The sequence below is a fragment of the Lysinibacillus sp. NPDC086135 genome (genome assembly GCF_044746345.1).
Taxonomy (GTDB): domain Bacteria; phylum Bacillota; class Bacilli; order Bacillales_A; family Planococcaceae; genus Lysinibacillus.
Genome location: NZ_JBIVCA010000015.1, coordinates 1 through 25,136 on the forward strand (window position 1 = coordinate 1; position 25,136 = coordinate 25,136).

At 37.9% G+C, this 25,136-nt stretch carries 25 protein-coding genes; 7 read left to right on the forward strand and 18 right to left on the reverse strand.

Going from position 1 to position 25,136, the window contains the following annotated elements; all coding sequences use genetic code 11:
- The 6 genes from ACIPKN_RS18230 to ACIPKN_RS18255 all read right to left on the reverse strand — a co-directional run.
- The coding region (locus tag ACIPKN_RS18230) for a transposase (RefSeq protein WP_400938682.1) at positions 1 to 752 on the reverse strand (752 nt) is incomplete at its 3' end.
- Between the two features lie 134 nt (positions 753 to 886).
- Positions 887 to 1,357 (reverse strand): GNAT family N-acetyltransferase, encoded by a 471-nt coding sequence (locus ACIPKN_RS18235; RefSeq protein WP_142510537.1) that lies wholly within the window; start codon positions 1,355 to 1,357, stop codon positions 887 to 889.
- Positions 1,358 to 1,761: 404 nt separating this feature from the next.
- Positions 1,762 to 2,358, reverse strand: a complete 597-nt coding sequence (gene cysC, locus ACIPKN_RS18240; protein ID WP_400938683.1) for an adenylyl-sulfate kinase — start codon at positions 2,356 to 2,358, stop codon at positions 1,762 to 1,764.
- A complete protein-coding gene (gene sat / locus ACIPKN_RS18245) occupies positions 2,355 to 3,494 on the reverse strand; it encodes a sulfate adenylyltransferase (protein ID WP_400938685.1) in 1,140 nt (379 codons plus the stop codon). Before sat ends, cysC begins: the two co-directional genes overlap by 4 nt.
- A gap of 358 nt (positions 3,495 to 3,852) precedes the next feature.
- Entirely contained in the window at positions 3,853 to 4,917 is a 1,065-nt protein-coding gene (locus tag ACIPKN_RS18250) for a sulfate permease (protein WP_400938687.1), read from the reverse strand.
- Between the two features lie 12 nt (positions 4,918 to 4,929).
- Positions 4,930 to 5,631, reverse strand: coding sequence for a phosphoadenylyl-sulfate reductase (locus ACIPKN_RS18255; RefSeq protein WP_400938690.1), 702 nt, complete (start codon positions 5,629 to 5,631; stop codon positions 4,930 to 4,932).
- 444 nt (positions 5,632 to 6,075) lie between these two features.
- Here ACIPKN_RS18255 and ACIPKN_RS18260 point away from each other — a divergent pair, with 444 nt between their 5' ends.
- Genes ACIPKN_RS18260 through ACIPKN_RS18275 form a run of 4 tightly spaced genes read left to right on the forward strand, consistent with a single transcriptional unit; the run spans position 6,076 to position 9,942 of the window.
- The gene (locus ACIPKN_RS18260) at positions 6,076 to 7,125 is read left to right on the forward strand and encodes a sulfate ABC transporter substrate-binding protein (RefSeq protein ID WP_400938693.1); all 1,050 of its coding nucleotides are present in this window, start codon (positions 6,076 to 6,078) and stop codon (positions 7,123 to 7,125) included.
- Positions 7,126 to 7,136: 11 nt separating this feature from the next.
- The gene (gene cysT, locus ACIPKN_RS18265; RefSeq protein WP_400938695.1) at positions 7,137 to 7,970 is read left to right on the forward strand and encodes a sulfate ABC transporter permease subunit CysT; all 834 of its coding nucleotides are present in this window, start codon (positions 7,137 to 7,139) and stop codon (positions 7,968 to 7,970) included.
- Positions 7,971 to 7,979: 9 nt separating this feature from the next.
- Positions 7,980 to 8,846 (forward strand): sulfate ABC transporter permease subunit CysW, encoded by an 867-nt coding sequence (cysW, locus tag ACIPKN_RS18270; RefSeq protein ID WP_400938698.1) that lies wholly within the window; start codon positions 7,980 to 7,982, stop codon positions 8,844 to 8,846.
- Positions 8,847 to 8,871: 25 nt separating this feature from the next.
- On the forward strand, positions 8,872 to 9,942 hold the full coding sequence (locus ACIPKN_RS18275; protein ID WP_400938700.1) for a sulfate/molybdate ABC transporter ATP-binding protein: 1,071 nt from the start codon (positions 8,872 to 8,874) through the stop codon (positions 9,940 to 9,942).
- Positions 9,943 to 9,983: 41 nt separating this feature from the next.
- Here ACIPKN_RS18275 and cysI read toward each other — a convergent pair whose 3' ends face one another.
- From cysI to ACIPKN_RS18310, 7 genes are all read right to left on the reverse strand, one after another.
- Positions 9,984 to 11,705 carry an assimilatory sulfite reductase (NADPH) hemoprotein subunit gene (gene cysI, locus ACIPKN_RS18280; RefSeq protein ID WP_400938703.1) on the reverse strand — a complete coding sequence of 574 codons (1,722 nt, stop codon included), beginning with the start codon at positions 11,703 to 11,705 and terminating at the stop codon, positions 9,984 to 9,986.
- Positions 11,706 to 11,792: 87 nt separating this feature from the next.
- Complete coding sequence (locus tag ACIPKN_RS18285) at positions 11,793 to 13,577, reverse strand: assimilatory sulfite reductase (NADPH) flavoprotein subunit (RefSeq protein ID WP_400938704.1); 1,785 nt, start codon at positions 13,575 to 13,577, stop codon at positions 11,793 to 11,795.
- Between the two features lie 131 nt (positions 13,578 to 13,708).
- A complete protein-coding gene (locus tag ACIPKN_RS18290) occupies positions 13,709 to 13,858 on the reverse strand; it encodes a YezD family protein (protein WP_400938706.1) in 150 nt (49 codons plus the stop codon).
- Positions 13,858 to 14,598 carry a sirohydrochlorin chelatase gene (locus tag ACIPKN_RS18295; protein ID WP_400938708.1) on the reverse strand — a complete coding sequence of 247 codons (741 nt, stop codon included), beginning with the start codon at positions 14,596 to 14,598 and terminating at the stop codon, positions 13,858 to 13,860. The genes ACIPKN_RS18290 and ACIPKN_RS18295 overlap by 1 nt, the downstream gene beginning before the upstream one ends.
- 12 nt (positions 14,599 to 14,610) lie before the next feature.
- Entirely contained in the window at positions 14,611 to 15,387 is a 777-nt protein-coding gene (gene cobA, locus ACIPKN_RS18300; RefSeq protein WP_400938709.1) for a uroporphyrinogen-III C-methyltransferase, read from the reverse strand.
- Positions 15,388 to 15,944: 557 nt separating this feature from the next.
- Positions 15,945 to 16,163 (reverse strand): hypothetical protein, encoded by a 219-nt coding sequence (locus tag ACIPKN_RS18305; RefSeq protein WP_400938711.1) that lies wholly within the window; start codon positions 16,161 to 16,163, stop codon positions 15,945 to 15,947.
- 68 nt (positions 16,164 to 16,231) lie between these two features.
- A complete protein-coding gene (locus ACIPKN_RS18310; protein ID WP_400938713.1) occupies positions 16,232 to 17,740 on the reverse strand; it encodes a leucyl aminopeptidase in 1,509 nt (502 codons plus the stop codon).
- Between the two features lie 115 nt (positions 17,741 to 17,855).
- Between ACIPKN_RS18310 and ACIPKN_RS18315 the strand changes: the two genes are divergently transcribed.
- Positions 17,856 to 18,338, forward strand: a complete 483-nt coding sequence (locus ACIPKN_RS18315; RefSeq protein ID WP_400938715.1) for a divergent PAP2 family protein — start codon at positions 17,856 to 17,858, stop codon at positions 18,336 to 18,338.
- A 461-nt stretch (positions 18,339 to 18,799) separates the two neighbouring features.
- On the opposite strand, the gene ACIPKN_RS18320 is transcribed toward ACIPKN_RS18315, so the two are convergent.
- From ACIPKN_RS18320 to ACIPKN_RS18335, 4 genes are all read right to left on the reverse strand, one after another.
- Positions 18,800 to 19,129, reverse strand: a complete 330-nt coding sequence (locus ACIPKN_RS18320) for a YuiB family protein (protein WP_132361742.1) — start codon at positions 19,127 to 19,129, stop codon at positions 18,800 to 18,802.
- Between the two features lie 319 nt (positions 19,130 to 19,448).
- A complete protein-coding gene (locus tag ACIPKN_RS18325) occupies positions 19,449 to 21,242 on the reverse strand; it encodes a carbon starvation CstA family protein (RefSeq protein WP_400938717.1) in 1,794 nt (597 codons plus the stop codon).
- 119 nt (positions 21,243 to 21,361) lie between these two features.
- Positions 21,362 to 21,802: a LytS/YhcK type 5TM receptor domain-containing protein gene (locus tag ACIPKN_RS18330; protein ID WP_400938720.1), complete on the reverse strand. Its 441-nt coding sequence runs from the start codon at positions 21,800 to 21,802 to the stop codon at positions 21,362 to 21,364.
- Between the two features lie 20 nt (positions 21,803 to 21,822).
- Positions 21,823 to 22,320: an NUDIX hydrolase gene (locus tag ACIPKN_RS18335; protein ID WP_400938722.1), complete on the reverse strand. Its 498-nt coding sequence runs from the start codon at positions 22,318 to 22,320 to the stop codon at positions 21,823 to 21,825.
- A gap of 177 nt (positions 22,321 to 22,497) precedes the next feature.
- Here ACIPKN_RS18335 and ACIPKN_RS18340 point away from each other — a divergent pair, with 177 nt between their 5' ends.
- Positions 22,498 to 23,049, forward strand: a complete 552-nt coding sequence (locus ACIPKN_RS18340) for a hypothetical protein (RefSeq protein WP_400938724.1) — start codon at positions 22,498 to 22,500, stop codon at positions 23,047 to 23,049.
- A 161-nt stretch (positions 23,050 to 23,210) separates the two neighbouring features.
- Here the strand turns inward: ACIPKN_RS18340 and ACIPKN_RS18345 are convergent, their stop codons facing one another.
- Positions 23,211 to 23,654: a MarR family winged helix-turn-helix transcriptional regulator gene (locus ACIPKN_RS18345; protein WP_400938726.1), complete on the reverse strand. Its 444-nt coding sequence runs from the start codon at positions 23,652 to 23,654 to the stop codon at positions 23,211 to 23,213.
- A gap of 144 nt (positions 23,655 to 23,798) precedes the next feature.
- Here ACIPKN_RS18345 and ACIPKN_RS18350 point away from each other — a divergent pair, with 144 nt between their 5' ends.
- Positions 23,799 to 24,290 carry a CarD family transcriptional regulator gene (locus tag ACIPKN_RS18350; protein WP_400938728.1) on the forward strand — a complete coding sequence of 164 codons (492 nt, stop codon included), beginning with the start codon at positions 23,799 to 23,801 and terminating at the stop codon, positions 24,288 to 24,290.
- Positions 24,291 to 25,136 lie beyond the last annotated feature (846 nt).

The following is a 25,136-nucleotide window of genomic DNA, read 5'->3' on the forward strand; positions in this document are numbered from 1 at the left end:
TATTTTAGTTTGCGTTCAATATAGTCGATTAATTGTTTGCGGGCTTTCTTTGGAAATTTCCGTTCCGTTCTTAAAGCCTTTCGCTCTGCTACATCCGATGAGTCCTCAATTTTTTGATCATATTCAGAAATCACTTCATCTACTTTTTCGACCATTTGAGCGAGGTCTTCCAATGCCAGTTCCTTTTCATTTTCCCGTTCAATTTCTGGTATGATTTCTTTTTCAAGCAGCTCATCGTATAGCTGGTTTGACTTTTGAATTAGTCCGTTATGATATTTCTCAATCGACTTTTTCCACACGAATGTAAATTTGTTCGCATTTGCTTCAATCTTAGTTCCGTCGATAAAAATGGCTTCATTCTCAATCAGTTTTTCTTGCACAAGCTGACAACGAAATTGGACAAAGCATTGGCGTAATAATTCCTTTACTTCCGGATGAACACGAAAACGATTAATTGTTCGATAGCTCGGTTCATAACCTTGAGCTAACCACATCATTCGAACACTGTCTTTTACGAGATCTTCAATTTTTCTTCCAGAGAAAACAGATTGGGTGTAAGCACACAGGATAATTTTTAACATCATTCGTGGATGATAAGCAGGACAACCCGTGCTTCTAAGAAATAAATCCAACGCTTCATTTGGAATACTTTCCACTAAATCATTGATAGCGTAGGCGATATCATTTTCTTGAAGTTTTATTTCTAAATCTAGCGGTAAAACAACTTGATTCATGTTATAATCTTTAAACATAAGGACCCTTCTTTCAGTATAATTTTGTTATGGTGACTTAATTTTATCAGAAGTGGTCCTTATTTTTTATGACAAAAATTCAAAGCCGGTGAAATTTTAGTTTAGGGAGGGGTTTTGTCCCAGCCTCACTTTTTTTAGTTATTTGATAGCATAAAAAATTCCTTCTCTAAACCAATGCCTTCCCAAAAGTTTAGTGCTAAGTCATTTTCTAAATCTACATAAACATTTACTACAGTAGTATTATGTTCGTCATTAAACCAATTCACTAAATCATCTACTAGACGTTTAGCAACCTTCTGTCTTCTATATACTGGCACTACATAAACCTCGTCTATTTGACCATAGTTCATATCGAAAATAAAATCCTTTTTGATCGAAGCCATCCCAAAACCAATCATTGCATTATTTTCATCAGTTGCTATATAAATGGCCCCATATTTTGATTGAATATATTGTTCTAGTTGTTCTTGAATACCCTTCCTTTCACTCTCCCCTAATTCGCAATCTGCAGTTTCTATGGCATTTTCATTCCATAGCTCCAATATTTCATTTAATAATTTTTGGTTTACAATATCCTCCGTTAGTAGTTGAATATGTATGCTCATTTCTTCATCTCCTATAACATATGATGACTTAATCATCCCACAACACATGGAATAATTCTATAAAAATAGGTAAATCTGGATCATCACCAAAACGTGTGGTTGATTTCCGTTCCGACTGGGCGCTTTGTAGCTGACGCTACGCTTTCGCACAGAAAACATCCGCTGCGCTGCAGGGTCTCGGGCCAACACGATGTTGGTCACGAAGGCGTTATCACAGGATGTGATGCTTTTAGCCTTCGTTCCTCTATCGCTGATCCCCGAGGAGTCGCCCAGTCTCCACTCCAATAACTATTTACATAGTAGACGTTTTAACAAAAGTCATCCACAACTTTTGGTGATGAACCGTAAATCTACATAAAAAAATCTGCTCATCATAAGTAAGCAGATTCTTTAAGAAAACAGATTTAGTATATATATCCTTTTGAAGTTAATATGTCTGTGAGCTGGACTACGCATTCTTCGATAGAATGAAGTTCTGTGTCTAAAATAATTTCTGGATTTTCCGGTTCTTCATAGGGTGCACTAATCCCAGTAAAGTTTGGAATTTCCGCATTACGTGCTTTTTTATAAAGACCTTTTGGATCACGTTTTTCACACGTTTCTACCGAACAATTCACATATACCTCTATAAATTCCCCTGTTTCCACAAGCTCACGGACAACTTGACGATCTTCTCGGTAAGGTGAAATAAAAGCAGTTAGAACAATTTGTCCATTTTCCACAAAAAGCTTAGATACCTCTCCAATACGTCTGATATTTTCCTTTCGACCAGCTTCATCAAATCCTAAATCCTTATTTAAGCCATGGCGAACATTATCACCATCTAAGACAAATGCTTGATGGCCACGTTCAAAGAGTCTGCGTGCAAATGCGTTTGCCACAGAAGATTTCCCAGATGCTGATAAGCCGGTGAACCATAAAATAAAACTTTGATGCTTGTTTTGTGTACGACGCTCCTCTTTCGTAATGGAAGCTTCATGCCAAACGATATTTGAACTCACTTTAAAACCTCCTTACGCATTCCCTTAATTAGTACATCCACAACCTCTTTTCGGCTAAATGTACTTGGAGGCAATTCGCCATTACGTAACATTTCACGAACCTTAGTACCCGATAAAATAACATGCACCGAGCTATCATGTGGACAAGTTTTCGTCGTTGCCATGCCCTCACATTTGTTGCAATAGAAACTATGCTCAAATTTTAATGGAATAATTCCTAATTCATCTTCCGTAAATTGTTCAAAGATTTTTTGTGCATCGTATGTGCCATAGTAATCACCAACACCTGCATGGTCACGCCCAACGATAAAATGCGTACAGCCATAATTTTTTCGTACAAGTGCGTGGAAAATAGCTTCCTTTGGACCTGCATAACGCATTGCAGCTGGAAACACGCCTAATTGCACGCGATTTTCAGGATAATAATTTTGTAGTAAAACTTCGTAACTTTCCATGCGAATTGCAGCTAATACATCGTCTGATTTTGTTTCTCCAACTAGTGGATTTAAAAATAAACCATCAATTGTTTCAAGTGCCGCCTTTTGAATGTATTCATGTGCTCGATGCACAGGATTCCGTGTTTGGAAACCAACAATTGTTTTCCAACCCTTTTCAGCAAAAAGCTTTCGTGTTTCAAGCGGATCGAATGAATAGGCAGGAAACTTTTGCTCTAGACGTTTTACTAATGTAATTTTCCCGCCCACATAAATACTTGGACGTTCATACAACTTTTTAACACCTGGATGCTCTGAATCCTTCGTGCCGTATATTAACATTGCCTCTTTCTGTTTATTTGGCTCATAAATATCAGCAACTTCAATAACACCATAAACAGCATCACCGTATACTAATATTGCCTCCTCGCCCGGTTGCAATGTTGCCGCAACTTCCTTGACTACTGGTAATGTAATTGGAATACTCCATACCACCCCTGACGCTAAACGTGTATGTTCAACAACAGATTCATAATCCTCCTGTGTTAAAAAGCCTTCAATTGGGCTGTAACCACCGATAGCAATTAACTCTAAATCGCTAAGTGCAATGGCATCCAAATCAATAATTTTATTTATCTGCGTTACATCCTTCTTTGGATTAAAAGCTTGCACTAATCGTCCACCATGCGGTTGTAAACTCATCAAAATCTCCTCCTAGTTTTATTGAATTACTCAGTTTTATATTTAATCAAGCGTGTTGATCGACCATTTTTATCTACTATAATTAATTAGAAGGCTCTGATTTCCGCTGTGGGTGAGCGTCGAGTAGCCCTATGCTACAATCAGTTAAAATGGACATACATTAGTAAAATATCAACAAAAAAATCATTTTATTAGCCAATAATAACCCTATATTTTCCTAATCAACACGCCTGATATTTAAGTTTATTTACATTGATTTTTCATCTTAGGCAAATTGAGGCTTCTTCGATTAATTTCTTCCTTACAGAAATGATCGGGAATCCTTCTGAATTGACCGGCTTTCCCCTCAACCAGGTATTTAAATTCCTTCACCCTCATCGTATATTGAGCGCTCTTCTTCACGCATTGTTCGCATTAAGCTAATGACACCAAGTGTTCCAATAATAATGCTGCCAATTATGACGATGGCATAGAAATCTTTCTCTAAAAATAGCTGTACTAAAAAATAGGAGATGGTTAAAGAAAGGATTGGCGAGACAATCCAAATACGGATTATTTTTTTCACAATATGCTTATGGAAAATTTGTGTCCCGTTTTTAGCCATCCCCATCCCGATAATCGAAGAGGATGTTACTTGTGTTAACGGCACGGGCAGCCCAAAGATAGAACTTATACCGACTAGTAGTGCACCTGTGCTCGATATTAATATCCCTTCTGCCTTCTCAAAGCGCATAATTTTTTTACCGTTTGTTTCAAGCACTCGTTTTCCTAGTAGCACCGCCCCAAGCGCCACAAATGCCCCACCAAGTAATATTCCAGTTGTTACACTCATCATTCCTGCACCAACAAGAGGCCCAACTGCATTTGCTACGTTATTCATCCCTGCTGAAAAGGCTTCGAAAAATCCAGCGAACACAAGGAGGATTGTTAATATTGAATGATCTTTTAACAAGCCCTTAACACGTAATTTATACAGCCACTTCCCAAAGACAAATGCAATGACAAACGCTACAATTGGCACTATTACCCAAAACGATATGATGACAAGCAATGATTTAATATATAACACTTTGTAGGCAATCCCTACACCTACAACTGCTCCTACTGTCACTTCACTTGTTGATAATGGGATGCCTAAAAGATTGGCGAGAAATAGTGAGCTTGTCGCAGAAATCAAAATAATAATGACAATCTTTACTGTAATGTACTCCTGTGGCATTATGCCGGAGCTGATTGTTTTTATTACCTCTCCACCTCCAAGAACTGCCCCAGAAAAAACACCTACTGAGCAAATGAGCAATGCTTGCCAAGCTTTTTTGATGGCACCTGCTCCGTAAGCGACTCCCATTGAGGCTGCCGCTCCACTAGCACCTATATTCATCGCAAAAAATAAACTAATCGCTATTGCTACATATTCAAGCATGGCAAAACCCCTTTACTCATGTAATCCACATTCAGTTTTACCAGACCCCTGCCATCTACCTGAACGCAAATCATCCATTGTAAATGCCGGTTTTGTACAGTGCTCGCAGCCGACGCTTGGATAGCCTCTGTCATGCAATGGATTGTATGGCAAACTATGCTTTGAGACATAGCGCCAGACATCCTTCCATGTCCAATGAATGAGTGGACAAATTTTAATAGACTGGAATTTATCGTCACGATTGATAAAGTTCGTATTTTGTCGGGTTGGTGATTGTTCACGACGCAAACCTGAAATCCAAGCTTTTGCGCCCGCTAACGCTTCATGTAACGGTACAATCTTGCGAATCTCACAGCATTTATTTGGATTGGACTTCCATAATTCATCACCATATTCAGTTGCTTGTTGTTCGAGTGTAAGTGCTGGTTTTTGCATAGTAATGTTAAGCTCTGGATATTTTTCTTTTACTTTATCAATCGTTTCATATGTTTCCTTAAAATGAACATCTGTATCTAAAAAGATAATAGTAGCATTAGGCTTCACCTTTGAAATAAGGTCAAGCAAGACAATTCCCTCAATCCCAAAGCTACATGCATAGACGATATCCTCTCCATATTCAGCATAACTCCACTGTAAAACCTCTAGTGCGGCCTTATACGTTTCGTCTACCTGAAAATTCAATGTTGGCTCATGCCAAGTTGCATATGTTAGCATATAATCCTCCTCATAACTAAAAAGAGACGTTCTAACGAAAGACATATATAGACATGTCTTTGTTAAAACGCCTCTAGTTTGACTAGCCAGCTTATTATGAAATGATTGTCACTAGTATTTGCTACCTCGTTCTACAATCATTTTTCTTATTACCAAATATATACTAAATTACACCTAGTAGTCAACTAGGTTTTTTGCAAAATTTCATTTCAATGAGCCCAAATTTTTCTACTTTATTCTTGCATATAATGATGGTTAAGAGCACCATTTTTAAATTCCTTGTTGACTAATAGGAAATATATGTTTAATGTATAACTAAGCTTTAAACCAAACCAATATAAAAATGCTGATCAGAGTATCTGAAGGCCATCTACTTATGACGATTATACATCGTACCAGTAGATGGCCTTTTGTAATCTCTAGACAAAAAAGGAGCGATTTTTTATGAAAAAAAGGAAACATTTTCTCCAATCGTTAGCACTTTCATCTGTATTAGCTCTAATATTAACCGGTTGCGGCAGTAGCTCTTCAGAAAAGAATACAAATGCTCAGGAATCCAAAAAAACTATAGAACTATTAAATGTATCCTATGATCCAACACGTGAGCTTTATGAGGAATTCAACAAAGATTTTATAAAAAAATGGAAGGATGAAACCGGTCAAGATGTAACGATAAAACAATCGCATGGAGGCTCTGGTAAACAGGGGCGAGCTGTAATTGATGGTCTAGAGGCAGATGTTGTTACGCTAGCACTAGCTTACGATATTGATGAGATTGCACAAGCTCGAGGCCTATTAAATAAAGATTGGCAAACAGAATTTGACAATAACTCAACACCTTATACATCGACTATTGCCTTTTTAGTACGCAAAGGCAATCCAAAGGGTATTAAAGACTGGAATGATTTAATTAAAGATGATGTATCTGTCATCACACCAAATCCTAAAACATCTGGTGGTGCACGTTGGAATTATTTAGCTGCTTGGGCCTATGCAGGGAAATTATATAAAAATGATGAGGCTAAAATAAAAGAATTTATGAAAGCTCTATATAGCAATGTAGAAGTACTGGATTCTGGTGCACGCGGTGCTACAACAACATTTGTTGAACGTAAAATTGGTGACGTCTTAATAGCATGGGAAAATGAAGCACATTTATCGCTCAATGAATTGGGTGACGAGTTTGATATCATTACACCTTCTTTAAGTATTTTAGCTGAGCCACCTGTGGCAATCGTTGACAAAATCGTTGATAAAAAAGGCACACGCGAAGTAGCAGAGGCTTATTTAAAGTATTTATATAGTGAACGGGGTCAAGAAATTGCTGCAAAAAATTACTATCGACCACGAAATGAAAAAATTCTAACAAAATATCAAGAGCAATTTCCAAAACTTGAACTCGTTTCAATTGATGATTTTGGTGGTTGGGCAGAAGCACAAGCGAAGCATTTTAAAGATGGTGGTACATTCGATGAAATTTATGTACCTCAATAAGGAGGCATGTCATGAATATTTTAACTGTAAATAAAACGACACGCCGCATTATTCCAGGTTTCCACCTTTCACTTGGCTACACTATGTTATATGTTAGCTTGCTAGTCTTATTGCCACTATCTATGATTTTTATTCATACAATGTCCTTAAGCTGGGCAGAGTTTGTTGATATTGTGACCGCTCCTCGTGCTGCCGCTTCCTATAAGGTAAGCTTTAGTACAGCGTTCACTGCTGGTTTACTAAATGTTATTTTTGGCACAATCATTGCTTGGGTGCTTGTGCGCTATCACTTTCCATTTAAACGAATCATCGATGGACTTGTCGATTTACCCTTTGCTTTGCCAACTGCTGTGGCAGGAATTACCTTAACATCACTCTATGCGCCAAATGGTTGGATTGGTCAATTTTTTAATTTTGAAATTGCCTATACGCCACTCGGCATTATCATTGCCCTTACATTTATTGGGCTACCATTTGTCGTCCGTACTGTGCAGCCTGTTTTACAAAATATTAGTACTGAGGTTGAGGAAGCCTCTGCAAGTCTTGGAGCAACTCGTTTACAAACCTTTCGTAAAGTTATTTTTCCAGAGCTTGCTCCTGCCATTTTAACAGGTTTTTCATTAGCATTTGCACGTGCATTAGGAGAGTACGGTTCTGTTGTTTTTATCGCCGGTAATATGCCGATGAAGACTGAAATTACACCATTAATTATTATGACTAAGCTCGAGCAATATGACTATGCTGGTGCAACCGCTATTGCAGTAGTAATGCTTGTCACTTCCTTCATTCTATTATTTAGCATTAATTTTATACAATGGCTGGTAAATCGTCGCTTTGTACATTAGGAGGTATTTATGGAACAGTCTACATTTATACAGCAAGTCGCTCCTGAAAAAAATAATGCAGTGACAAAGTCTGCTGCCTTACAAGAGCCTCGCTTTGTCCGATATACGCTAACTTTTATTGCGCTAGCTTTTTTAGCATTTTTCATTGCACTTCCACTAGTATCAATTTTTTCCACCGCCTTTCAAAAAGGGGTGGACGTATATGTAGCAGCTATCACACATCCAGATGCATTGGCAGCTATAAAATTAACCTTAACTGTCGTCGCGATTGCAGTACCATTAAACGCAATCTTTGGCGTTATGGCTGCTTGGGCTTTAACAAAGTTCAACTTTAAAGGAAAAAATCTATTACTTACAATCGTCGATCTCCCTTTTGCAGTATCTCCTGTTATTGCAGGTTTAGTATTTATTTTGTTATTTGGCTCACAGGGACTATTTGGGGATTGGTTATTTGAACATGACATTAAAATTGTTTTTGCGCTACCCGGTATTATCCTTGCTACTGTCTTTGTTACGTTGCCTTTTGTTGCACGGGAGCTTATTCCTCTTATGCAAACACAAGGCACTTCTGAGGAGGAGGCGTCCATTTCACTTGGTGCCAATGGTTTTAAAACATTTTGGCATGTAACATTGCCAAATATCAAATGGGGCTTATTGTACGGTCTTATACTATGTAATGCTCGGGCAATCGGTGAATTTGGTGCCGTTTCTGTAGTATCAGGGCATATTCGAGGAATGACAAATACAATGCCCCTTCATATTGAAATTTTATATAATGAGTACCAATTTGCAGCAGCCTTCGCCGTTGCTTCACTGATGAGTGTGATCGCCATTATTACACTTATCGTTAAAGATATTATTGCTTGGAAATCATAATCCGTTTTAAGGAGGTATTGTCAGCATGAGCATTCAAATTAAAAATGTATCTAAAAAATTCGGTTCCTTTCAAGCTTTAGAAAATGTTTCACTTCATATTCAATCAGGGGAACTGGTTGCCCTTCTCGGCCCATCTGGTTCTGGCAAAACTTCCTTACTACGCGTTATTGCTGGGCTTGAAACGTCAGATGTTGGCGAGATTTTATTTGATGGTCAATCGATGATAAATCGCCATCCAAAGGAGCGAAATGTAGGCTTTGTATTCCAGCATTATGCCCTTTTTCGCCATATGACAGTTTTTGATAATGTCGCTTACGGTCTTAAAGTACGCCCCCGTAAAACAAGACCGTCTAAATTAGAAATAAAGAACAAAGTGACGGAGCTTCTACGACTCGTCAAACTAGATAATTTTTCTGATCGTTACCCAACTCAGCTTTCAGGTGGGCAACGTCAGCGTGTTGCACTTGCTAGAGCTCTCGCAGTGGAGCCCAAGGTGCTTCTATTAGATGAACCTTTTGGAGCACTGGATGCTAAGGTACGCAAGGAATTGCGTCGTTGGCTACGAAAGCTTCACGATGATTTTCATATTACTAGCATTTTTGTCACACACGATCAGGAAGAGGCACTTGATGTTGCAGACCAAATTGTCGTAATGAACAACGGCAAGATAGAGCAAATTGGTAGTCCAGACGACGTATACACAAATCCAAAGAGTCCTTTTGTTTATGATTTTTTAGGTAATGTGAATCTCTTTAAAGGACGGTTACAAAATGGTATGCTCCTGCATGGTGAATTTGCGATTGATGTACCTGGCGTACTAGAACATACAGTGGATCATGCAGTAGGCTATGTACGTCCCCATGATATTCATATTGAGAAAACTAACAAATCTGGCACCGTCCCCGTCAAAGTTAGCCATATTCATTTGCTCGGACCTATCGTGCAGATTGAGCTGCGTCGTGAAGATATAGATGAATTTTTAGAGGCAGAACTGACTAAGGAACAATTTACTAACCTTCAGCTTAAGGTTGGTGACCATGTATTTGTCAAACCAAAGCAATTAAAAGTCTTTATCCCAGAGGACTTTTCCATTTAAAAAAGCCGTGTAGCAAATTTCTTTGCTACATGGCTATTATTTTATTTATGATGAAAATCTCGTCCGTCGTAAACAGCTGTTACATAACCCGCACGAATAACAAAATCACCGAAATGCTCGCCCTCTAGACGTTCCTTCGCATAGTGTAGAAGGATTGGACGAAGCTCCGTCAATATTTCCTCCTCACCTATATTTTCACGGTATATTTTATTGAGACGATCACCTGTAAAGCTTGCTCCTAAATACATATTATATTTCCCTGGACCTTTACCGATAAAGCCAATTTCAGCCATTGCTGCGCGAGAACAACCATTCGGACAGCCTGACATGCGAATAACAATTTCTGTATCATTTAAGCCTGCTTCATCGATGATTGTTTCAATTTTTGTAATAAGGGAAGGCAGGTAACGCTCTGCTTCTGCCATGGCTAAACCACATGTTGGTAACGATACGCAAGCAATCGAATTACGACGCAATGCAGAATAGTGTGCACCATCTGTAAGCTTATATTGCTCAATAATAGCAGCGATTTTTTTCTTCTTTTGCGGCGTTACATTACTAATCATTAAATTTTGGTTTGGCGTTAAGCGGAAATCACCTGTATGCACCTTCGCAATTTCTCGTAATCCTGTTAGTAGTTCATAATTTTCAAAGTCCTTAATACGACCATTTTGAATAAATAATGTATAATGCCATTGGCCATCTGCACCTTTAACCCAGCCAAACTCATCACCTGTACGATGAAAGGTAAATGGACGCGCCTCCTGAAAACCCCAGCCTAGACGACGTGTTAGTTCTTCGTTAAACCATTCAAGTCCTCTAGCGTCAATTGTATATTTAAAACGTGCATTTTTACGCACCGAACGATTCCCATAATCACGCTGAATCGTAATAATTTTCTCAGCTGTTTCCAATAGTTTATCAGGTGTTATAAAGCCAATTATACGTGCAAGCTGTGGGTATGTTTCATGATCGCCATGTGTCATGCCCATCCCTCCGCCAACTGCTACGTTAAAGCCTATTAGCTTACCTTCCTCAACAATTGCAATTAACCCTATATCTTGTGAGAATACGTCTACATCATTACTTGGTGGAACAGCAATACCAATTTTAAATTTACGTGGCAAATATTGCGCACCGTATATAGGTTCAATTTCTTCATCTTGAGTGTCAACTACCTTTTCACCATCTAGCCATAGTTCATGGTAAGCCCTTGTTCTAGGTAGTAAATGCTCACTTAATTTTGCAGACCAATTATAGACTTCCTCATGTAATGCGGATTGGTTGGGATTCACATTACACATGACATTACGATTCACATCTCCGCAGGCAGCAAGAGAATCTAGTAACACCTCATTAATTTCCTGCATATATTTTTTGACGTTCCATTTTAAAATGCCGTGCACTTGGAATGCCTGACGTGTCGTTAATTTTAAGGAGCCGTTACCATACTTTCTCGCCATTTCATCCATTACTAGCCATTGTGCTGGAGTAGCTGCTCCGCCCGGTGTACGTACACGCACCATAAATTGATAGGCAGGCTCAAGCTTTTGACGCTGACGTTCATTACGAAGATCTCGATCATCTTGTAAATAACTACCATGGAACTTCATTAGACGATTATCATCCTCTGGAATACCTGAGCTTAATGGATTGTTCATCGTACGCTCTAATGTTCCGCGTAGATAATTACTGTCGGTTTTAATACGTTCTACATCACTAGGCTTCCCTGGTTGTGGGGGTAAAATTATTTTTTCTGTCATTTGTTATCGCTCCTTTAATCAATTATGCCTCGGCATAATTGTAGCTGTCACTTCACTTTCGCTACATAAAACACTTGCCGAAAGAAGTTAATAAACGTCACGTTGGTAGCGTTTCTGTCGTTTTAGCTCTTGGACAAAGGCTTTAGCTTCCTCTGGCGTTTTTTGTCCCTGTTGTTCAATAACGCGAAGTATTGTTGCATCAACATCAGCAGCCATCGATTTTTTATCGCCACAGACATAAATGACAGCCCCTTGCTCTAGCCATTCATAAAAGGCGACAGCATTTTCCTCGATTTTATGTTGAACATATATTTTTCTATCTGTATCACGTGAAAAGGCGACATGCATTTGACTGAGCGTGCCTGAAGCAAGCCAACGCTGCCAATCCGTTTGATAAAGGAAGTCCGTGACAAAATGTTGATCACCCAAAATTAGCCACGCTTTTCCTTCGATGCCTAATTCCTCACGCTCCTCTAAAAATGCACGATACGGGGCTACGCCTGTGCCAGCACCAATCATAATAATCGGTGTGTCCTTATGCTCTGGTAGTCTAAAGTTCGGATTTTTATGAACATAAATCGGTAGTGTATCTCCAATTTGAATACGTTCCGCTACACTTCCGGAGCAAACACCAAGACGTTGTCGTCCATTCGTCTCATAGCTTACTTTCCCAATTGTTAAATGTACTTCTTCACTATTTGCCTTCTGACTACTAGCAATGGAATATAGACGTGCTGGAATTTTACGTAGTAAATCTACAAATTGCTGCGCATCCCATATAAATGGTGCAAAGTCTTGCACAACGTCAAGTAAGTCTCTTCCCTTTGCATAGTCCTTCCATGAATTAGAGTCTTCAAGTAGCTTTGCAAATTCATGATGGACCGTATAGGCACCAATTTTTTTTAACAACGGCTTTGATAGTACAGTAATTTCTAGCTTTTTTTGTAATGCATCCTTTAATGGTAGCGTTTCTTCGAAGACGGTTACATCAGTTTGTGGATCAAACTGTAACGCTGTGATTAAAGCATCTACTAGCTTTTTATCATTATCTGGTTGAATACCGATGCTATCTCCTGGTTCGAAATGGAAACTCGCACCTTCGATGGATAATTCAATATGACGTGTTTCTTTATTTGATTCGCGGCCGTTTAAATTAATGTTTTCAAGTACTTCTGCATAAAACGGATTTTTACGAGAATATGTAGTGCCTCCTTGTACTGTCTGATTTTGTGAAGTCGTAGCAGCTATATCGGTCTGTTGCAACAACGCCTGCTGAACAGCAAAGAACCATTGTGCAGCCGCGTCATCATAATCTACATCACAATCTGTGCGAGGAACGATTAAAGTTGCCCCCAATTTTGCAAGCTGCTCATCAAAATCCTTTCCTGTTTTACAGAAAAATTCATAAGAACTATCTCCTAAGGCCAATACAGAATAATGAAGATGCTCTAACTTAGGAGCACGCTTACTATGCAGAAAATCGTAGAACTGTATCGCTTGATCAGGCGGATCCCCTTCCCCATGCGTGCTAACAATGAGCAAAAGATTCGCTACCTTTTTCAAATTATTTGGTTTAAACGTTGCTAACGATGAAATGGTTACGTCGACATCGTTATCTTCCAAAGCTGAGGCATATTTTTCAGCTAACCCCTGGCTATTGCCTGTTTGTGAACCATATAAAATCGTCACGGTCTTAGTGCTTGTTTTTACTATCGGCGTTGCTTTTTCGACAACAGAATCAATAGTTGCTAGTGGTGCGCTTAAATAGCCGTTTAACCAAATCCTCTGTTCTCCTGTTAGTTTAGGAAGCAGCTCATTTAACAGCTTTACCTGCTCCTCATTAAATGGACTATTTACTACTTGTAGTTTCAATCTTGCCACCTCACGTTTTAGTATCAATTTCTAATCTTGATTATTTGTTTGAATTTGGTTGCGTTTCACAACTATTTTCAAGGTCATTTGCTGATGATTTATCACCATACGATTACCGAGAAAAGTTAAAATTATCGAAGTCGTATTTTTTCCTTCTTTTCAATTTGAACCACATAGGAATTTTGCACAATTAATGTAATCGATCCGTGGTTTACAGTATTTAAAATTTGGCGGATATTATCTAATGCTAGATTTACATTTTCGGTCCTTTTATCTACCATTACAAAACACCTTCCTTAGTAATTTTTAATAATTGACAAATACGTTCCACTAAAACTTCCCTTACATTGTCGTCATAGCCTAAACTTTCACATAAAATAACGTTCTTATTCTCATACTCTTGTAATTGCCTTGCTATACTTTGGCGCAAAATCCCAGTAAATAACAAATACGGCACTATAAACACTGGATGGATCCTATTCTTTTCTTGTTGTATCCAATCTTCAAACGTAGGACCCATTCCATATAAAAAGCATGTGTCTACTGCTTCATAGGCATATTTATCACGCAATCTTGTTGCAATTTTATCTAAATCACTCTTTACTGCAGGATCACTACTCCCACGACCTATAAGTAAAACACTTGCATCGTTAGTAGGGCACCTTGCTTCTAAAATTCTAGTCTGTAGTGTATCAATTAATAATTCATGGACACCAAGTGGTTCACCGTATGTAAATCGCACTTGTGGATGCTGTTTTTTCGCTTTATCAATCTCACTTGGAATATCGTGCTTTGCATGCTGAGCAGCAAGCAATAAAATAGGCACGATCGCTATAGCTGTAGCCCCTCTGTTAATACAGCTTGCTATTCCATCTGCAATCGTCGGCGTCGCAAGCTCTAAAAAACAAATTTCTTGAATCGGTATTTCAATGTCCTGTTGTACACTCTTAAGAAAGATTTTTGCTTGCTCCACGCCTGCCTTTACTCTACTTCCATGAGCGACATATAAAATAGCTTGCATGAATCCACATCCTTACACAGAAGCTTCCACTAGATGTGGCTGCGGAATGTTTTGCTCAAACCATTGAATTGTTTCCCTCAAAGCAACAACTTTTCCTACTACAATTATGCTTGGATTTTGGATATTTTCACGCTGTACTAGTTCTTCAATATTAGCTAAAGTTCCTGTAACTGTTTTTTGTTGTGAAAATGTACCCCAATGGATGAGTGCTATCGGTGTTTCTTTATCACGTCCATACTTGAGTAGCTGTTGACGGATATAGGGAAGGTTACCGACCCCCATATATATAGCAATCGTATCGATTCCTTTTGCCAGACTTTCCCATTGAATAGTATCATCCTTGCCCTCTCTCATATGCCCAGTGACCACTGCAAAACTTGAGCTTAAGTCACGATGTGTAACAGGAATCCCTGCATAAGCAGGCGCTGCTATCCCAGAAGTAATGCCAGGCACAATTTCAAATGGAATATTATGCTGAGCTAGCACCTCTGCTTCCTCAGCCCCCCTTCCAAAAACGAATGGGTCGCCTCCCTTTAATCTTGTTACAATCAATCCTTGCTCTGCATAGCTGACAAGTGATTGATTAATTTGCTCTTGGATCATAGCGTGCCGCTGAGGCAGCTTACCACAAAAGATAAGCTTAGCCTCTCGTTTAGCATAGGATAGTAGATTCTTATTTATGAGTCTGTCATATAGGATGACATCAGCACATTCGATACATCGTAATCCTTTTACCGTGATAAGATCCACATCGCCAGGACCTGCACCCACTATAAAAACTTTTCCCATTTGATTTCACTCCCTCTTTTCTCTTGCTTGAGATAGAAAAAAGAGACTCAAATTATCCATAGGCAAAGCAATGCCTGTGAATAATAAGAGCCTCTAGTTTACTAGTCAGCTACGTATTTAATTCTTAGTAATATAATAAGAATAATAAATAATATAGTATATTCTGTCAATACATTATTTAGTGCCTAAAAAATGATTTTTATTTAATTTTACTTAATCAATTATGCCTCGGCATAATTGCGTCCAGAATCGGCTTTGTACTTAGGCCTGCAGATGTTTTTTGTGCGAAAGCGAAGCGACAGCAACAACATAATGTTGGTCACTCAGTCGTTGCTACAGGACGTGACGTTCTTAGTGAGTTCCTATATTTCAGCCGATGTTTTTGACACCTGCTGAAAAGTGACTTAAAACCGCGTTCAACCCACCACCTATAGAAGTGGGAGACTTCTGTACCTGTCACTTCGCTTTCGCTACTTAACACTTGCTAAAAGAAGTTAAAGAAAAAACCAGGTGTCACTTGCTGACATCTGGTTTTTTTGAGATCTATGTTGTTTGAATTAAAATCTACGAGGCCCTCTAAATGGCCCTCTAAATGGTGGACCCGGTCTGAAAAACGGTGGTCTGAAAAACGGCGGTCCGAAAAATGGTGGTCCGAAAAATGGTGGTCCGAAAAACGGCGGTCCGAAAAACGGCGGTCCGAAAAACGGCGGAAATGGTCGGAAAAACGGCCCACCTACTGGCATAAAGCCTCCTGGAAAACCTCCGAAGAATGTCATAAGCTTCCTCCCTTTTTTTACTCTATCTTATGTAGGAGGATGCATTTATCACATGTCTATTGCCTATTCTATTTTTCTTCTCCTAAACGTTGCACAAAGTTTGCTAGTGTACGTACCATTACTCCTGTACCACCTTTTGGGCCTAAGTCATGTACAGCAATAGCATCTGATGTTCCTGCAATATCTAAGTGAATCCATGGTGTATCACCAACGAACTCCCCAACGAAGCCTCCTCCAAAAATCATGTGTCCATCACGACCAGGAGAGTTATTTAAATCAGCGACGTCTGATTTACGAATTCGTTTTTTATCATTTTCTGTTAAAGGCATGCGCCACACAAATTCATCAGTCTCCTGTGCAGCTTCCATGAAAGCAGCAAAGAATTCATCATCATTAGAAAGGGCACCTGTTTTATCCATACCTAGTGCTGTAATTACTCCACCTGTTAACGTTGCAACATCAATCAAGGCAGTAGCTCCTTGTTGTTTAGCATATGTTGTAGCGTCTGCTAATACTAAACGTCCTTCCGCATCGGTATTTAAAACTTCTACCGTTTTACCGCTATATGTCGTAATGACATCATCTGGCTTAAATGCTGTGCCGGATACCATATTATCGGTAGAACCAATAACTGCAACGACATTTTTATTAGGGCGTAATTCACCGATGATTTTCATGGCACCTAGCACGGCTGCCGCACCGCCCATATCGCCCTTCATGCCTACCATTGAATCTTTTGGCTTTAAGGAATAACCACCTGTATCATATGTAACTCCTTTGCCGACAAGGCCAATTGGATCGTCAAAGTCTTCAGTCGCTTTATATTTTAATGTGATTAACCGAGGTTCTTCACGAGAGCCCTGATTGACACATAAAATCCCACCCATACCAAGCTCCTCCATTTGTGCTTTATCTAAAATTTCTACTTCGAAATCGTACTCGACCGCAAGGGACTCTGCGTAATTGGCTAAGTCTATCGCTGTCAGTAAGTTTGGTGGTAAATTAATTAAACTACGTGCTTCATTTACTGCATTTGCATAAATAGCACCAACCTCAAAGCTTGCCACCACTTCATCTAAATCATTAGCAGTAGTTACAAGGTGAACAGCGTCAATACGTTTCTCTACTTCATTTGATGTTGTTTTGTAATGAGGAATTGAATAAAATCCAAGACCTGTTCCTTCACCAGCTAAAAAGGCAACATCTGTTACAGTAATCGACTCTGTCGTAAACGACTCAAGCCAAATCGAATATTCTTTAACCTTTAAAGCTCTTAGTTCCTTGCCAAGCATTCCAAATGCTGCACGAATATCACCTTCAGTTAAATTTTTACGCTCATCCAAACCAACGAATAAAATACGTTTAAGAGTTGCATGGTCTTTTAAGAATGGCAATTTCGTCATTTTTTTAAGCTCAGTAGATACATCCCCTGCACTAATCCACATATCAAGAGATTCTCCATAAAATGATGAAAAGCTTGCCCAATCCTGCATTTGCTCACGATGTTTAGTGACTCCCACTACTAACACTTCAGTAGAAATCGTTTCAAATGTTTTTGCTTCTTTTACAATATGCATGTTAAATTCCTCCATTCACTAATTCTAGTATACCTAAGTTTCAGAAAACGCGTTATATTTAGCTTTTAGAAAATAATGAATGTTATAATAAAAGTAATTATAAGTGAAGGTTGTGATGATTATGAGTTTACTTCAAAATACCCCTTTACTCGTTGCCCTTTTTGCAGTTCTCTTTGCACAGTTTGTAAAAATTCCTATTCATTTTTTTATGACAAGAAAGATTAACTGGGGATTATTTACTTCCACCGGAGGAATGCCTAGCTCCCACTCTGCTTCCGTAACAGGACTAACAACATCTATTGCTTATGAAACAGGATTAGATTCCCCCATTTTTGCCGTAGCCGCTATGTTTTCATTTATCGTCATGTATGATGCGAGTGGAGTACGCTTTCAGGCAGGTCAGCATGCAGCTGTATTAAATCAACTGCGTAAAGACTTTCAAACTTTACTTCATGATTTAAAAAAATGGCCACAAATGGATGGGCAAGAAAAAATGGAAGAGCTAAAAACATTGCTAGGCCATAAACGGAGTGAGGTATTTTTCGGGGCATTAGCCGGCATTTTTATCGCCATCATCACATACCAGTTTATTTTGTGAAGACAGACACATCCTCATGTTGAGGCTGTGTTTTTTTATATCGGAACACTTTTGTGATTTATCGGAAACATAAAAAAATCAGTATTCTTCTCTTCATAGAAAGAAGAATACTGAAATAAGATCAATTATGCCTCGGCATAATTTCGTCTGGAATCGGCTTTGTGCTAAGGCCTGCGTGATGCAGGTCAGTTAGCCGTTATCGCATGGATGCGATCGTTTTAGGCTAACATCCTTTATTAACTCCTTTCCGATTCCGTGACATCCGCCGGAGGCTTTAGGCCATCAGATGTTTTTTGCGCGAAAGCGTAGTGCTAACGCAGCGTCAGCAGCAGCACGATGTTGGTCACTCAGTCGTTGACAGGATGTGGCGTTCTTAGACTGAGTTCCTCTATTTCAGCTAATGTTTGGACATCTGTACCTGTCGCTACGCTTTCGGTACAAAAGACACCTGCTGAAAGAAGTTAAAACATTCGATAACCACTTTTACGCAAATAAATCATGACAATCCCCGCAACAATTGAACCGGCAAAGCCACCAGATAAGATAGAAATATCTACAAACTGCAGTGCTTGCAACTTATCTAAAAGTGCTGGAAATGCGGAACCTGGCTTGAAAATATAATCTAAAAAGCTTACATCATCGATAATAAAGATAACAACAATTGGATACACAATTGCCATTAACCAAGTCATTCGCAGTAGCATATTCAATAAAAATCCAATACCAAAGAACATGACGAAAAATAACAAAATTGAAATAATTAACTGTACTAATGAAACTGGACCATCCATGTATGTATAACCTCCGTTTTCCTCTCATTAGTTTACATGATTACTACAACGCTTTCAATGAACATATCCTTGATTTCGCTTGTTCGCCATATTTAGGGATTATGACCATAACGTGTGGTTAATTTCCGTTCCGACTGACGCTTCGCTTTCGCGCAGAGCAAAGCTTCTTGGGGCGTCAGCCTTCACTCCAATCAACTTATAAATAACATACATTTCAACAAATCATACGCTACTTTTGATGATGAACCATCCATTAAGAAATAAAAGAAACTATTGAAAACTAGTATACGACTAATTTTCAATAGTTTCTCTCTTTTCATTATGAAGCGGTTTGTGATAATAAATACTTTGATGACTTCCAAAGCTTTGCCCATTTTTTAAAAGCAGCTATCACAATTATTAAGCCTAAAATTAACATAATAACAGACAATACACCATTTAACATATTGTATCCAGCAGCCGCTGTATTCCAATAAACATTTTTAATCATCCAAAGGCCAGCTACATTTACAGTGACATATAAATAGGCCAATGGAATAAAGCAAGTTAAGGCGTAGATTCGTTTATCTGCAACTTTTAAGACTATTGTTACACCACATACTAAACCGATTGTTGCCATCAACTGATTCGAAACGCCAAATAATACCCAAATCGAACTGATATCTCCTGAATACAATAAATAGCCCCACATAAAGCATGCAAGTGCACTTGCAAAGATTGTACCTGGAAGCCAATTTGTACGCTTCAGTGGCTTGTAGACATTGCCGCCAAAATCTTGAATTAAATAGCGCGCTACACGTGTCCCAGCATCAATAGCCGTTAAAATAAAGACCGCCTCAAACATGATAACGAATTGATAGAAATAAGAAGACAATTCGGCAAACCAAGGAATCCCTGTGAAAATATCAGTCATTCCAACTGCTAGCGTTACAGCTCCACCTGTGCGTCCTTCTAAGTCCATCCCAATACTTTCGGCTAATGCATGTAAATGTACCGGTTCCATTCCTAATGTAGCAAAGACTGAAGGAGCTGAATTTATCGCAAAATAATCTGCAGGATGTAGAGCCGTTGCTGCGATTAAAGCCATTACACCTACTAAAGATTCTACGAGCATAGCACCAAAACCAACGATACGAATATCTTCCCAGCGATCAATCATTTTTGGAGTTGTCCCAGAGCCTACAAACGCATGGAAGCCAGAAATAGCCCCACAGGCAATTGTAATGGAGACGAATGGCCATACTGGACCAGCAATTACTGGACCACCACCATGAATAAACTCTGTAATTGGTGGAAATTGAATGATTGGGTTCACGAAAAAGACCCCAATGATTAACGCAATAAATACGCCAATTTTCATGAAACTACTTAAATAATCACGCGGGGCTAATAAGAGCCATACAGGTAATGCCGCCGCAAAGAATGCATAGATAGGTAGAATAATAGATAAGGTATTACGGTCAAACGTTAAAAAATCACCAAATGCTGTCCCTTGAATCATCGGTCCAACAAATACACCGATCATTAACAAAATAAAGCCAACTGTTGACGTAACAATTAAATTTCCTGTTTTACGATAAGCAATACCAACAAGCATCGCTATTGGAATCGTAATCCCTACTGCAAAAGTTCCCCACGGATTTCGCTCCAACGCACCAAGGACAACCATCGATAGCCCGGCCATTGTAATTGTAATAATGAAAAGCATGGCAAGGCCTGTACAAAATCCTGCAACAGGTCCTAATTCCTTCTTCATTACCTCTGATAACGACTTTCCTCCATGGCGCATAGAAGCGAATAACACTACCGCATCATGTACTGCACCACCGATTACTGCACCAATTAACAACCAAAGAAGCCCTGGCAAATATCCAAATTGTGCAGCTAAAATAGGTCCAACTAACGGTCCAGCTGCTGCAATCGCTGCAAAATGATGACCAAATGTTACCCACTTATTCGTCGGAACATAGTCTTTACCATCCTCCATAGCGTGTGCTGGGGTGGGCGTATCATCTTTTATCTTAAGTACCTTCTTTGTGAAAAATATGCCATACAAACGATAGCTAATCATCAGTACACAAATGGAACCTATTACAATTGTAATAGCATTCATGTTATCACTCCTTTTTACGTTTTCCACATCATAGCATATAAATTGATAGATTATTCGTAAAATTCGCTAAAATGTCAGAATTTTAAGTTGAAAGGGTGTTTTCTACTGTTGAAATGCAGCTATTTTGATAGCTGGAAAATCTTGCGCACATCCTTCATATAAAGCCTGCTAACAAGCATCGAATCTCTATTATGCAAAATCAACTTGTATTTAGAATTACTCCAAGGCTCCAATAATCCCCACGCTAACACCAACAAGTGGTCCACCAAAATACCAGCAATCGTTACGCCAATTAGCCTCGTATTCGCAATAGCTTCCTCTGCATTTATAGTGCTATGTATCATTTGATTTAAAGGATTGATAGACCCACCTTCGATCTTTATCCCTGTATAGCTGCTAACTATACTTAAAGCACTAAAAATAATAATAAGCCAAACATTTTCCTTAACCCCTTGATCCTGAAATAACACTCCTCGAAAGAGCCGCCATCTTGACATTAAAAAGGCAAACACAATGATTAGCCCTACTCGCTCTAACATAAACAAAAATAGTTCCATCATAGGTCCCATCCTTTGTCACATTATTTTTTAAAGAACAATTTATAAGAGGAATAGCCAAAGACATCTCCTGGGTTAATGCCTACAATCCCCTCTAATTGGTGCTTTTCAAATTGGTTGGACGCCATTTCTTTTAACATCACTGATGTCATTTCATCCTGAACGAGCTCCTTTGGATACATCCATTCCGCTGCTAATAATTCATTTTCCTGAATGCAAATCTGCTGCTGCTCATCCTTCATCCGACAATAAAATATCGCCATATTATCACTAATGTCACCGCGAATCACACCCGTTCGAAAACCAATTAAACCTGATACGTAGCAATCGATACCCGTTTCTTCTTTTAATTCGCGAACAACCGCTTCATCTACGGTTTCACCAGCATTGACAAAACCAGCTGGCAATGACCATCTTCCCTTTAATCCACTATAAGCCTTTTTAACAACTAACCATTGACCTAACGGATTTACTGTTACCCCTGCAACACCTAACCAAACTTTTCCTCTATCTTTTTTCATAAGCTTCACTCCTATAGCACTATTATAACGACCAATTCTCCATATATAGAAGTATTAAATCAGAATATTATGATTGCTTCATACTCCCAATCATAAATACACACTGGTTCCAATTTTGTAAATATGTTACACTTTTTAGTAAAGGGAGTATTCACTCTATTTATAGGGAGGCGTTTTATGTTAAACGAAATATCACCTAATGCAAAACTTTTTATTATAGCGATAGTGTTACTCTTACTATTGCCCTTCATCGTTTTCTTGTTGCCATTAACCATTTCCCAAACGTTTTATTTTAGCAGAGATAATATCGTGCTGATTACTCCAACAAGCAACTTCACTATGCTTTTCCTAGCAATTGCGTTCATTATTTTAACGTTGATCATGCTTGGTTTCAAACGAAATAAATACACCTATTTGATTACACTTATAGTCATCGTGAGCAGTCTAGTTTTAGGCTATTTTTCTCTTTTAAGTTATACCGCTATACAAAAAACACAAATTGTTTTCAAAGAATTTCATCATCAAACTACATATAAATGGCAGGATATTAAGGAAGTCATTTATGAGTATGAAATAGGTGCGGCAGGCACTTATTCTTTCCAAACGAAAAATAACGAAAAGTTTGCCATTAAAGAAAACGGACAATTTGGCTTAGATGAAAAAAGCGCCATTTACAATTTAGTAAATGACAATGGCGCTACATTCGTAGAGCGCGAGAAGGTAAAGTAACGATTATTTTGAACACCTGCTGAAGGAGGTTATAAAAGCCACTTTCGAGTAGAACGAAAGTGGCTTTTGGAATTTTTCAATGTAGCCCACATGCTAAGATAGTACCCTACCTTTTTATGTTATAAGCTGTTCAAACCTTTTCCGTACCTAAACTACGAAAATTATGCTTCCAACTGCTTCATATCCCAATTAAGCTTTAATATATTTTTTAATCGGATGACCTGATCTTCTCCAATTGTATTGACCAGTTGTTTTTCTATTTCTGCTTTACAAAATTGATTTTTTTCAAAACAATCTTCACCAAATTCAGTCATACGAATAGCTTTATGTTTTTTACTGTGTTCGACACTCGTAATTGTCACCAACCCTTTAACTTCCAAACTCTTTATTATTTTATGGGTTGCTTGTCTTGAAAATTTAACATTTTTAGCTACATCTGAAATCGTAAGTTGTTTTTTATAAATCATGCCCAAAATATACCATTCCGAATTTGAAATATATATATCGTTATGCTTATTCCACTTCTCTTCTGCAAGTCTTCGAAGTAGTTCATGACGTTCGCTCAATAAATCAATGACATCTCGATTCTGCAATTCGTCCTTCAACTAGTTCACCTTCATTTCCTATTTTTCGTTATTAATATACAAAAAACAACATCAATCGTCAACCAAGTTGACAAAAATCTTTAAATTGCTTACAATTAATTTAGTCAACTTAGTTGACAATATAGTTTGTTGGAGGGGATATACATGTACAACATTGGCGATGTAGTTATTTACTCATCACATGGACTTTGTTCTATTGAAGATATTTGTGAACAAACCTTTAACGACATTACTAAATCTTATTACGTTTTACAACCACTAAATGAACCACAATTAATCATTCGTACCCCTATTGACAATTCCAAAAAACAGCTTAGAGATGTTATTAAAAAAGAAGAAGCCCTCAGTATTTTACATTCATTCACATCACCCGGTGTGGAATGGATTGAACAAAATACACATCGAATGAGATTTCATTTAGAAATCATTAAATCTGGCAATCGCCAAAAACAAGCAAAGCTGTTAAACACATTGCTACGAAAAAAGCTCGAATATAAGACCAATGAAAAAAAATTCCCTAACCAGGAAGAAAAATTATTGCAATCTTTACAAGATACTATCTTTTCGGAATTTTCAATAGCTCTTAATAAACCATCCGATGAAATTTATGATTATGTTTTAACACAGCTTCACTAGTTGTGAATTATCGGTACAGTAATAAGGCCACGATAAAAAATAATCGTGGCCTTATTCTTATTTAAAAAGAAATATAAAAAGGTTCTGCCCCATAGTTTAAGCAAAGTAATAGTTCATGTTTAAAATCTTCATTTTCAATTAATATTAAAGCCTCTTCAACATCAAAAAACCGACCTCTATACTTTCACAACTCATTTGTAATTCACCTCCAATTAGAAGTTCCTAACAACCATTCGCATACATTACTTTCCAGTTAACAAAATTGTTTATCTTTGAGAAAATAATTGTAATACATAAAGATTTCGAGGTAGTAATTATTTGAAGAAAAATATTTTTACAAGCATTTTGTATATCCTAGTTTTTGTAGGTATGATCATCACATTATTTTTTGTATATAAGGATATTGATAATTTATTTTTAGCTAAATTTGTATTTGGTTATTTAATTTTTCTTGTTTTATTCCTTATTTATATAGTAACCGTATCTATAATAAATTTAAGAAAATTGGATAAGATGGATAAAAGAAAACGGTTCTTTAAACTTATTATTATGACTATTCTAATTAGTTGTTGTAATTTTATTTTTTACTATTTAAGAGAACCATCCAAAATAACTTTTTACAATATTGTACTTTCACCATTAGTTATATCACTCATTTTAATTTTATCGGATTTACCATTCTTATCGAAAAATAAAAAATATTATTGAACTAACAGGATCTTTAAAATTGGGGCTTGTATTGATGAGTGATTCTCAGATTTACGAGTCCTTTTCTTATGCCCAATTTAACCCAACACATAGCTTTATGACTTACTGCACATTTACCATTTCAATACCAATGAATAA

Bases quoted from the DNA above. Each gene is read 5' to 3' on its own strand.
- ACIPKN_RS18290 (WP_400938706.1), bottom strand. From the start codon at position 13,858: ATGGTAGATAAAAGGACCGAAAATGTAAATCTAGCATTAGATAATATC.
- ACIPKN_RS18315 (WP_400938715.1), top strand. From the start codon at position 17,856: ATGATTATGAGTTTACTTCAAAATACCCCTTTACTCGTTGCCCTTTTT.
- ACIPKN_RS18260 (WP_400938693.1), top strand. From the start codon at position 6,076: ATGAAAAAAAGGAAACATTTTCTCCAATCGTTAGCACTTTCATCTGTA.
- cysI (WP_400938703.1), bottom strand. From the start codon at position 11,705: ATGACAGAAAAAATAATTTTACCCCCACAACCAGGGAAGCCTAGTGAT.
- ACIPKN_RS18275 (WP_400938700.1), top strand. From the start codon at position 8,872: ATGAGCATTCAAATTAAAAATGTATCTAAAAAATTCGGTTCCTTTCAA.
- ACIPKN_RS18350 (WP_400938728.1), top strand. From the start codon at position 23,799: ATGTACAACATTGGCGATGTAGTTATTTACTCATCACATGGACTTTGT.
- cysT (WP_400938695.1), top strand. From the start codon at position 7,137: ATGAATATTTTAACTGTAAATAAAACGACACGCCGCATTATTCCAGGT.
- ACIPKN_RS18320 (WP_132361742.1), bottom strand. From the start codon at position 19,129: ATGGATGGTCCAGTTTCATTAGTACAGTTAATTATTTCAATTTTGTTA.
- ACIPKN_RS18330 (WP_400938720.1), bottom strand. From the start codon at position 21,802: ATGATGGAACTATTTTTGTTTATGTTAGAGCGAGTAGGGCTAATCATT.
- ACIPKN_RS18335 (WP_400938722.1), bottom strand. From the start codon at position 22,320: ATGAAAAAAGATAGAGGAAAAGTTTGGTTAGGTGTTGCAGGGGTAACA.
- ACIPKN_RS18310 (WP_400938713.1), bottom strand. From the start codon at position 17,740: ATGCATATTGTAAAAGAAGCAAAAACATTTGAAACGATTTCTACTGAA.
- ACIPKN_RS18340 (WP_400938724.1), top strand. From the start codon at position 22,498: ATGTTAAACGAAATATCACCTAATGCAAAACTTTTTATTATAGCGATA.
- cobA (WP_400938709.1), bottom strand. From the start codon at position 15,387: ATGGGAAAAGTTTTTATAGTGGGTGCAGGTCCTGGCGATGTGGATCTT.
- sat (WP_400938685.1), bottom strand. From the start codon at position 3,494: ATGAGTTTACAACCGCATGGTGGACGATTAGTGCAAGCTTTTAATCCA.
- cysW (WP_400938698.1), top strand. From the start codon at position 7,980: ATGGAACAGTCTACATTTATACAGCAAGTCGCTCCTGAAAAAAATAAT.
- ACIPKN_RS18325 (WP_400938717.1), bottom strand. From the start codon at position 21,242: ATGAATGCTATTACAATTGTAATAGGTTCCATTTGTGTACTGATGATT.
- ACIPKN_RS18305 (WP_400938711.1), bottom strand. From the start codon at position 16,163: ATGACATTCTTCGGAGGTTTTCCAGGAGGCTTTATGCCAGTAGGTGGG.
- ACIPKN_RS18235 (WP_142510537.1), bottom strand. From the start codon at position 1,357: ATGAGCATACATATTCAACTACTAACGGAGGATATTGTAAACCAAAAA.
- ACIPKN_RS18255 (WP_400938690.1), bottom strand. From the start codon at position 5,631: ATGCTAACATATGCAACTTGGCATGAGCCAACATTGAATTTTCAGGTA.
- ACIPKN_RS18295 (WP_400938708.1), bottom strand. From the start codon at position 14,598: ATGCAAGCTATTTTATATGTCGCTCATGGAAGTAGAGTAAAGGCAGGC.
- ACIPKN_RS18250 (WP_400938687.1), bottom strand. From the start codon at position 4,917: ATGCTTGAATATGTAGCAATAGCGATTAGTTTATTTTTTGCGATGAAT.